8 protein-coding genes are annotated in these 7,041 nt (G+C 39.0%); 1 reads left to right on the top strand and 7 read right to left on the bottom strand.

What is annotated here, in order from left to right; translation table 11 throughout:
- Together ACFVSH_RS21010 and ACFVSH_RS21015 are read right to left on the bottom strand one after the other, a co-directional pair.
- The coding region (locus ACFVSH_RS21010; RefSeq protein ID WP_387707644.1) for a hypothetical protein at positions 1–855 on the bottom strand (855 nt) is incomplete at its 3' end.
- A 243-nt stretch (positions 856–1,098) separates the two neighbouring features.
- A complete protein-coding gene (locus ACFVSH_RS21015; protein ID WP_387707646.1) occupies positions 1,099–1,989 on the bottom strand; it encodes a LysR substrate-binding domain-containing protein in 891 nt (296 codons plus the stop codon).
- Positions 1,990–2,123: 134 nt separating this feature from the next.
- Here ACFVSH_RS21015 and ACFVSH_RS21020 point away from each other — a divergent pair, with 134 nt between their 5' ends.
- Entirely contained in the window at positions 2,124–3,149 is a 1,026-nt protein-coding gene (locus ACFVSH_RS21020) for a YeiH family protein (RefSeq protein WP_387707656.1), read from the top strand.
- Positions 3,150–3,173: 24 nt separating this feature from the next.
- Here ACFVSH_RS21020 and speD read toward each other — a convergent pair whose 3' ends face one another.
- From speD to ACFVSH_RS21045, 5 genes are all read right to left on the bottom strand, one after another.
- Positions 3,174–4,010, bottom strand: a complete 837-nt coding sequence (gene speD, locus ACFVSH_RS21025) for an adenosylmethionine decarboxylase (RefSeq protein ID WP_387598776.1) — start codon at positions 4,008–4,010, stop codon at positions 3,174–3,176.
- 160 nt (positions 4,011–4,170) lie between these two features.
- Positions 4,171–4,833: an ABC transporter permease gene (locus tag ACFVSH_RS21030; protein WP_387707648.1), complete on the bottom strand. Its 663-nt coding sequence runs from the start codon at positions 4,831–4,833 to the stop codon at positions 4,171–4,173.
- A gap of 17 nt (positions 4,834–4,850) precedes the next feature.
- Positions 4,851–5,768: an osmoprotectant ABC transporter substrate-binding protein gene (locus ACFVSH_RS21035; RefSeq protein WP_387707650.1), complete on the bottom strand. Its 918-nt coding sequence runs from the start codon at positions 5,766–5,768 to the stop codon at positions 4,851–4,853.
- Positions 5,769–5,779: 11 nt separating this feature from the next.
- Entirely contained in the window at positions 5,780–6,433 is a 654-nt protein-coding gene (locus ACFVSH_RS21040) for an ABC transporter permease (protein WP_387707652.1), read from the bottom strand.
- Positions 6,434–6,445: 12 nt separating this feature from the next.
- Positions 6,446–7,041, bottom strand: a 596-nt coding sequence (locus ACFVSH_RS21045) for a CBS domain-containing protein (RefSeq protein ID WP_387707654.1), incomplete at its 5' end; no start/stop codon positions are given.

A 7,041-nucleotide genomic window follows, 5' to 3' on the forward strand; every position in this document is an offset into this window, starting at 1 on the left:
GTAGTGATACTGTGAATAGTAGTCGTATATAACGTTTTGCAGGATCTTAAGCAGTGATTTATCGAATGTATCGAATTCAGTTTGGTAACTATTTAAAACAGTGACAAATTTCCCTTCCATGTTTTCGAAATAATGGATAAGAAAGTTCTTGTAATATTCACTATCACTATTGCTTTTATTCGAAATGCATGGATCGCCGGTTTGAATGGATTTATCAAGCATCGCTTTGATGGATTTAGGCAGCTTTGCTTTTTTGAACTGGTTCAGTGTATAGATATCGTAGGTAAATGAAAGTCCTAATTGATTGGAATAAAAATCTACGGCACAGTCCAATGTATAGATTAAGGGAGTTTTAAAGTCCTTGCTGTTTGCAATTTCCTCTGATATCTCCAATTGATATTCCTCGGATGTTAAATACGCAGCAAATTTCATTTTTGAACTGCTTATGCTGAATACTTCATAAACGGCTGCATCTTGTTTTTCAATTTCAATTTCGATATTAAAAAATTTAAAATGTTTTAAACGGTAAAAAGCAATCGGTGCTAATAGGAAAAGCAATATCCAAACAAGGTAAAGAAATAACGTGTTAAAGATGATTTGATAAAATTCAGAAGTAACGATCGGTTCGATGATTAACGATATCAATGTATGTTCAAAGCCCTGAGATATTGGGGGATTTGTAGCAGGGCCAACAGCTTCCTCTGGCTTTTTCAAAGTTTGGATACCTAATTGAGCCATTGCAACGAGCGTATAAACAAAAATTAAAATTGTCCCAATCACATAAAATTTTGGCATGAATCCTATAATCCTGTCGAAAACAGAAATCCGCTTATCTTTCTGCTCCTCTATAGCCAATGTGGTTTCTCCTTTTAAGATTATTAATATCAGGAAAAGTCTACAGGGACTTAGAAATTCCTGGAGACTATCTATTTAATTTATATGATTGTAATTGTGTGAAAATACGTAAAATTCGTATAATTATTGACATATTCCAAAATACTTTCGACGTTTTCATTAAAATTAAAAATATTTCGTCGTTAAAAATGCCCAACCTCTTCATTGAAAATGAAAGGATGAGCAAAAGTTAAGGTGATTTATTTAGGACGGCCCCTTTATCGCAAATTCTTCGACCTTCCTTAAAAACAGCTCCATGGCTTTTGAGGCTTCGAGGTCTAACTTTTTCACGATTGAAAAAGGTCTTATAATGGGCTCATTTTTCAAATGAAAGGTTTTCAATTCATTGGACTTCAGTTCTTTTTGTACAGTCAATCGAGATAACAGGGCAATGCCAAGCCCAGCCATCACCGCTTCCTTCACTCCTTGGATACTGGTGAAAATAAACGTTTTCTTTATATTTAACTCCAGGCTACTCAGAAGTTTATCGGAATATGTACGGGTTCCCGATCCTTGCTCCCTGAGCACCCATGTTTGGTTTTGGAGCAATGTGCCCTCGATGAGATCCATTTGTGAAAGTGGATGAACCGGGGGGACGACGACAATCATCTCGTCATTCATGAATGGTCTGACATCAATATCCTTATAATTCGTTTCACCTTCAATCAAGCCTATATCAAGCTTATTCGAACGTATTCCTTGTATGACTTCATTTGAATTCGAGATGATGATTTGTATGTCCACCATCGGATATAGAGCCGCAAATTCCGCTAAATCTTTTGTCAGGTAGTATTCCCCTATCGTATAGCTTGCACCTATTTTCATCGTTCCGCTAACCACGTTATTAAATTCATTTATTTCTCTTATTGCTGTCTCATAATGATCAAGCATTTGCTTAGCATGTCTATACAAAATTTTTCCCGGCTCTGTTATTTGTACTTGTTTGGGAGAACGATAAATTAATTTCGTCCCTAACTCATTTTCCAGATTTCTTATGTGAAGACTGACTCCCGGCTGCGACAAGTTCAGAATGTCCCCTGCTCTTGAAAAGTTTTTCTGTTCGATTACGGTGACGAATACTTTTAACGGATCCATGGCTGCCTCCCTTATTTATTTATGTGTTTCATTTTATCATAAGTAAAAGTAATCTTTGAAATAGCAAAAATATATTTCACTTATTTTTAATTTAGATTTAAAGTTAAGGCATCAACAAAGATGGAGTGATCACACTGGAACAAACAAACGTCGAAACCCAAAAACTTGGATTTACAAAAGGAATAGCATTGACTTTGCTAATCGCCATTGCTGCAAAATACTTAGCGGAGCTTCCATTCCTTCATATAATGGGACAGTTAGTCATTGCGATACTGATTGGTGTTGTATGGAAAGCGATCATTGGAGTCCCAGCTTACACCGTTGCAGGGACAAATTATTCAAGTAAAGTCCTTTTGAGAATGGGCATTATCTTATTGGGAATGCGCCTGAACCTAAAGGATATATTTAATGCCGGTCCGAAAACATTTGCAGTGGGTGCCATTTGTCTTGGATTTGCTATATTGGTAGTTTATGGATTGACCCGTCTTTTTAAAGTGGAGAAAAAGCTAGGCATATTGACAGCTTGCGGAACGGGAATTTGTGGCGCTGCAGCCATCTTGGCAATTTCCTCCCAAATAAAAGCAAAAGAAAAAGATACAGCAATAGCCGTGGCGACGGTTGCTGTTTTAGGTACAACCTTCACTTTCGGTTATACAATCCTATATCCATTATTGGAGTTATCCGATCAAGGATATGGTATATTCTCGGGTGCGACACTCCATGAAATCGCTCATGTCATCGCTGCAGCGGCACCAGGGGGAAATGAGGCAGTCGACTTGGCAGTCGTGGTCAAATTGACAAGGGTGGCCCTGCTCATTCCCGTTGCCATTTTAATCGGATTCATCATGAATTGGAAAAATCGATCAATAGAAAACGGAAAGAGATTTTCCTGGAAGTCCATTCAAATACCTTGGTTTATTTTTGGATTTTTGTTAATGAGTGCCCTTTATTCTACAGGTGCAGTTCCTGAAACCATAGCCGATAAACTTGTTATGCTTTCCTATATCCTCATGGCTATGGCCATGGCAGGACTAGGATTGAATATTGACCTCGTAACCTTTAGGAAATATGGCGGTAAACCTTTTATAGCTGGACTGATCGGCTCTATATTATTGACTTGTCTCGGGTATGTATTAGTTCAGGTTTTCCATTTAAATTAAGTTTTCGATTAAAACAAGCATCCCTTAATCGGCATGCTTGTTTTTTTCCATTGGATGCGGAATATTGGCACCGTAAAAAATTTCATCCATCTCCGTTCGAAGCCTTTCTATAATTTCTTGCCTATCTTTTGCATTCAGTTTTTCCTCTGTATAGCCGAATAGGTAATTATTAATATCGAATCTTTTCAGCTTACATTTTGTATGGAATATATTTTCCTGGTATACATTCACATCAATCATGTCATATAAACCCTTCACTTCATCAGGAATATAGTTTTGAATGGAATTAATATCGTGATCAATGAACAATTTCCGCCCATCTTTATCTCTCGTAAAGCCTCTTACTCGGTAATCGATCGTGATAATGTCGGTATCGAAGGAATGAATGAGATAATTAAGGGCTTTAAGAGGTGATATTTCCCCACAAGTAGAGACATCGATATCGGCCCTGAATGTGCTAATGCCTTCATTTGGATGGAATTCAGGATATGTATGTACGGTAATATGGCTTTTATCCAGTTGCATGACCACATTATCAGGTAAAGGCCCTGGTGATTCTTCATAAGTTCCTGTAGGTACTTCTACGACAGGACCTTCTGAAACAAGTATTGTTACACTTGCTCCTTGAGGGACATAATCCTGTTTGGCCGTATTTAAAACATGTGCCCCTATTAAATCAGAAACATTGTGCAAGATCTTCGAAAGCCGCTCTGCATTATATTGTTCATCGATATAATCCAGGTAGGCCTCTCTCTCTTCCCTCGTTTTTGTATAACATATATCATACATATTAAAGCTTAAAGATTTCGTAAGATTATTAAAGCCATGAAGTTCAATACGTTGCTCTGGTGTAAGTTTCATGATTGATTCCCCTTATATTTTTTTACGACTACCCTTATAGTTACCCTTTTTCTGAAATAAAAAACTAAGTCTGCCAGTCTGAGCTTCTGACTTCCAATCGGTAATTGTCATTTCTGGCCAAGAAAGAGCCATTGCATTAACATGCAATGGCTCTTTTGATTTAGGCAGTATGCGTTTTTTTCTTTTTTATCGGTGAAAGAATTCGTTCCAGCCATCCTAGTATCAGATCTGAGAGAATGGCCATCAATGCCGTCGGAATTGCTCCTGCAAGTATGATTGCCGTTCCATTTGAAGCATTCGTTCCCCTGACAATGATATCCCCCAGTCCGCCTGCGCCTACGAATGTACCGACCGCGGTTACTCCAATTGCAACGACAAGCGCTGTGCGTAAGCCAGCCATGATGACAGACAGAGATAATGGCAGTTCGACCAATCTTAGTAACTGGAGCTTCGTCATCCCCATTGCCTTGCCAGATTCTATATAAGCATGATCGATACTTGTAATTCCGACATAAGTGTTTCTCAAGATTGGCAGTAAGGAATATAAAAACAATGATAAGATAACCGTATTTGTTCCTAACCCCATTACTAGCATCAGGAGAGCGAGCATAGCCAATGCTGGCGTGGTTTGTATGACATTCGTTATTGAAAATACCCAATTGCTCAATTTCTTATGTTTCGCGATGAAAATGCCTATCGGGATGGCTACGATTGCTGCAAATAAAACTCCATAGGCGGACATTAAAAAGTGGCGATAAAATTCAGTAAGTACATACATCCAATTTTGGGAATAATAAGTTCCCAGCTGTTGCAAGGTTTCCATTAGTGTGCACCTCCCATTTATTCAAAGTATTTATGTGCTTTAAGGAATTCCGATGCTACGACCGATGGTTCCTTCAAGTTCCCATCCACTTCATAGTTCAGTTCCTGCATGGTTTCAGTAGTGATTTCACCAATTAACTTGTTAAGCTCTTCTTCAATTTCAGGATATCGTTCCAATAATTCTTCGGTAACGACCGGCGAACAGTCATATGGAGGGAAATATTGTTTATCATCTTCCAAAAGCTTCAAATCATTAACCTTAATCCTTCCATCTGAGGAGTATGCAAGGACAATATCCATCTGACCATTTTTGACTGCATCGTATACCAAGCCAATCTGCATCGGATAAGTTTCCCCAAATTCCAATCCATATGTATCGACGAACCCTTTATAACCATCGCCTTTTCTTTTCAGCCAAGCACTGTCTACACCTAACCTTAAATTATCTGCATCCTTTTCCAGATCCGATATTTTCTGATACCCCTTTTCCTCTGCCAATTCATTTGAAATCGTAAAGGCATAAGTGTTATCGAATCCGTAAGAATCAAAAAATTTGAACCCATATTGTTTTTTGAATTCCCTTTGAACGATTTCCATCGCCTTTACTGGATCCTTTTCAATGTCCTGTCCCAGCACACTCGTTAAATCAGTCCCTGTATATCGAGTTGCGGCTATGTCTATGTCACCGGTTTCCATCGCCTTTTGCTGAACGAAATTGGAACCTAGATTTTTAATGATTTTCGTATCAACTTCCGTATTCCTTTCAAGGAGTTGAGCGATCATGTTCGCCAAGATCTCGGATTCGGTCATGCTTTGGGCACCGATCTTTACAGTAGTTTCAGAAGATGACCCTAAACCAGGCAAGGAGCAGCCGGTGATCACTAATGAACAAACTAAAAGGGTCATGAAAATTGTACGTCTCATTTTTTTATACATGGTAATCCTCCTCAAGCAGCTTCCTTCATACCTTTCAAACCTTTTGGTACGACTTTTCGTTCAATGATCGAGAATACATAATCCACCAGGATAGCCATGATGATTACCGGAACTGCACCTGCGATGATATATTCTGTTTGGTATAAATTCAAACCGATAAAAATGTAATCTCCAAGTCCCCCGCCTCCAATAAAGGAAGCTAAGGTGGCCCATCCAATTAAATAGACGGAAGCCGTCCGGATGCCAGCCATAATGACGGAAAGTGCAAGCGGGAATTCAACCAGACGAATTCTCTCCCAGCTTGTCATCCCGATTCCGCGTCCGGATTCCAGAAGATTTTCATTTACGCCTTTAATGCCTGTGTATGTATTTCTGAGAATGGGTAAAACGGAATAGAAAAATAACGCAATGATTGCGGGTGTTTTCCCAACCCCGAGGAAAGGAATGAAAAAGGCTAGAACCGCTAAGCTCGGCAATGTCTGCATAATGTTTGCCATTCCGATTATTATCGAAGAGGTCCTTTTCATTCGCGTCAACATGATCCCTAGTGGTACGGCAATTATTATTCCAAGGAAAACAGCGATCAAGGATACATATAAGTGCTCCCATGCCTTGTAAACCAATTCTTGCCAGTTCGTTTGTAAAAAATCGAGCAAAGTTACCATCTCATTCACCTCCTAAATCATTTCTGCCATTTCTTCCATTAGATTTTCTTCTTCTCCCCAGATACTGTCATATACGATGTCCACCAATGTAGCCCTGGTGACGATCCCGACCAAATGTTTATTGTGGTCAACTACCGGCACGTATTTGAATCCTCGTTTTAAAATCTTCTGAACGGAATCGCGGATTAAAGTATCCTGTTTCACTGAATAGACTTCAGTATTGATTACTTCACTGATATATTTAGCCTTTTTACGATATTCACTGATCGTTTCAACATCCACGAACCCTTTCAACACATTTTGCTCATCGACCACAAGTAAAGAATCTACCCGTTTCTCGCGCATGATCGTAATTGCATCTGTAAGCGATTTTTCCTCTGTAATGGATATTGGGTTTCGACTCATGATCTGTTCAACCAACTCAACATTCGGTCTTGTTTGAAGCAGGCGATCTTTGCCGATGAATTCTTCCACAAACTCATTGGCAGGGTTTCTGAGGATTTCATCCGGTGTTCCCACTTGGACGATTTCACCAGCTTTTAAGATGACGATCCTGTCGGCTAGTTTAATGGCCTCATCCATATCATGGGTAACAAAAACAATTGTTT

The sequence above is a fragment of the Peribacillus sp. NPDC058002 genome (assembly GCF_042886655.1).
Taxonomy (GTDB): domain Bacteria; phylum Bacillota; class Bacilli; order Bacillales; family DSM-1321; genus Peribacillus; species Peribacillus aracenensis.

Coding starts and splice junctions, on each gene's coding strand:
- ACFVSH_RS21015 (WP_387707646.1), bottom strand. CDS start 1,989: ATGGATCCGTTAAAAGTATTCGTCACCGTAATCGAACAGAAAAACTTT.
- speD (WP_387598776.1), bottom strand. CDS start 4,010: ATGAAACTTACACCAGAGCAACGTATTGAACTTCATGGCTTTAATAAT.
- ACFVSH_RS21030 (WP_387707648.1), bottom strand. CDS start 4,833: ATGGAAACCTTGCAACAGCTGGGAACTTATTATTCCCAAAATTGGATG.
- ACFVSH_RS21035 (WP_387707650.1), bottom strand. CDS start 5,768: ATGTATAAAAAAATGAGACGTACAATTTTCATGACCCTTTTAGTTTGT.
- ACFVSH_RS21040 (WP_387707652.1), bottom strand. CDS start 6,433: ATGGTAACTTTGCTCGATTTTTTACAAACGAACTGGCAAGAATTGGTT.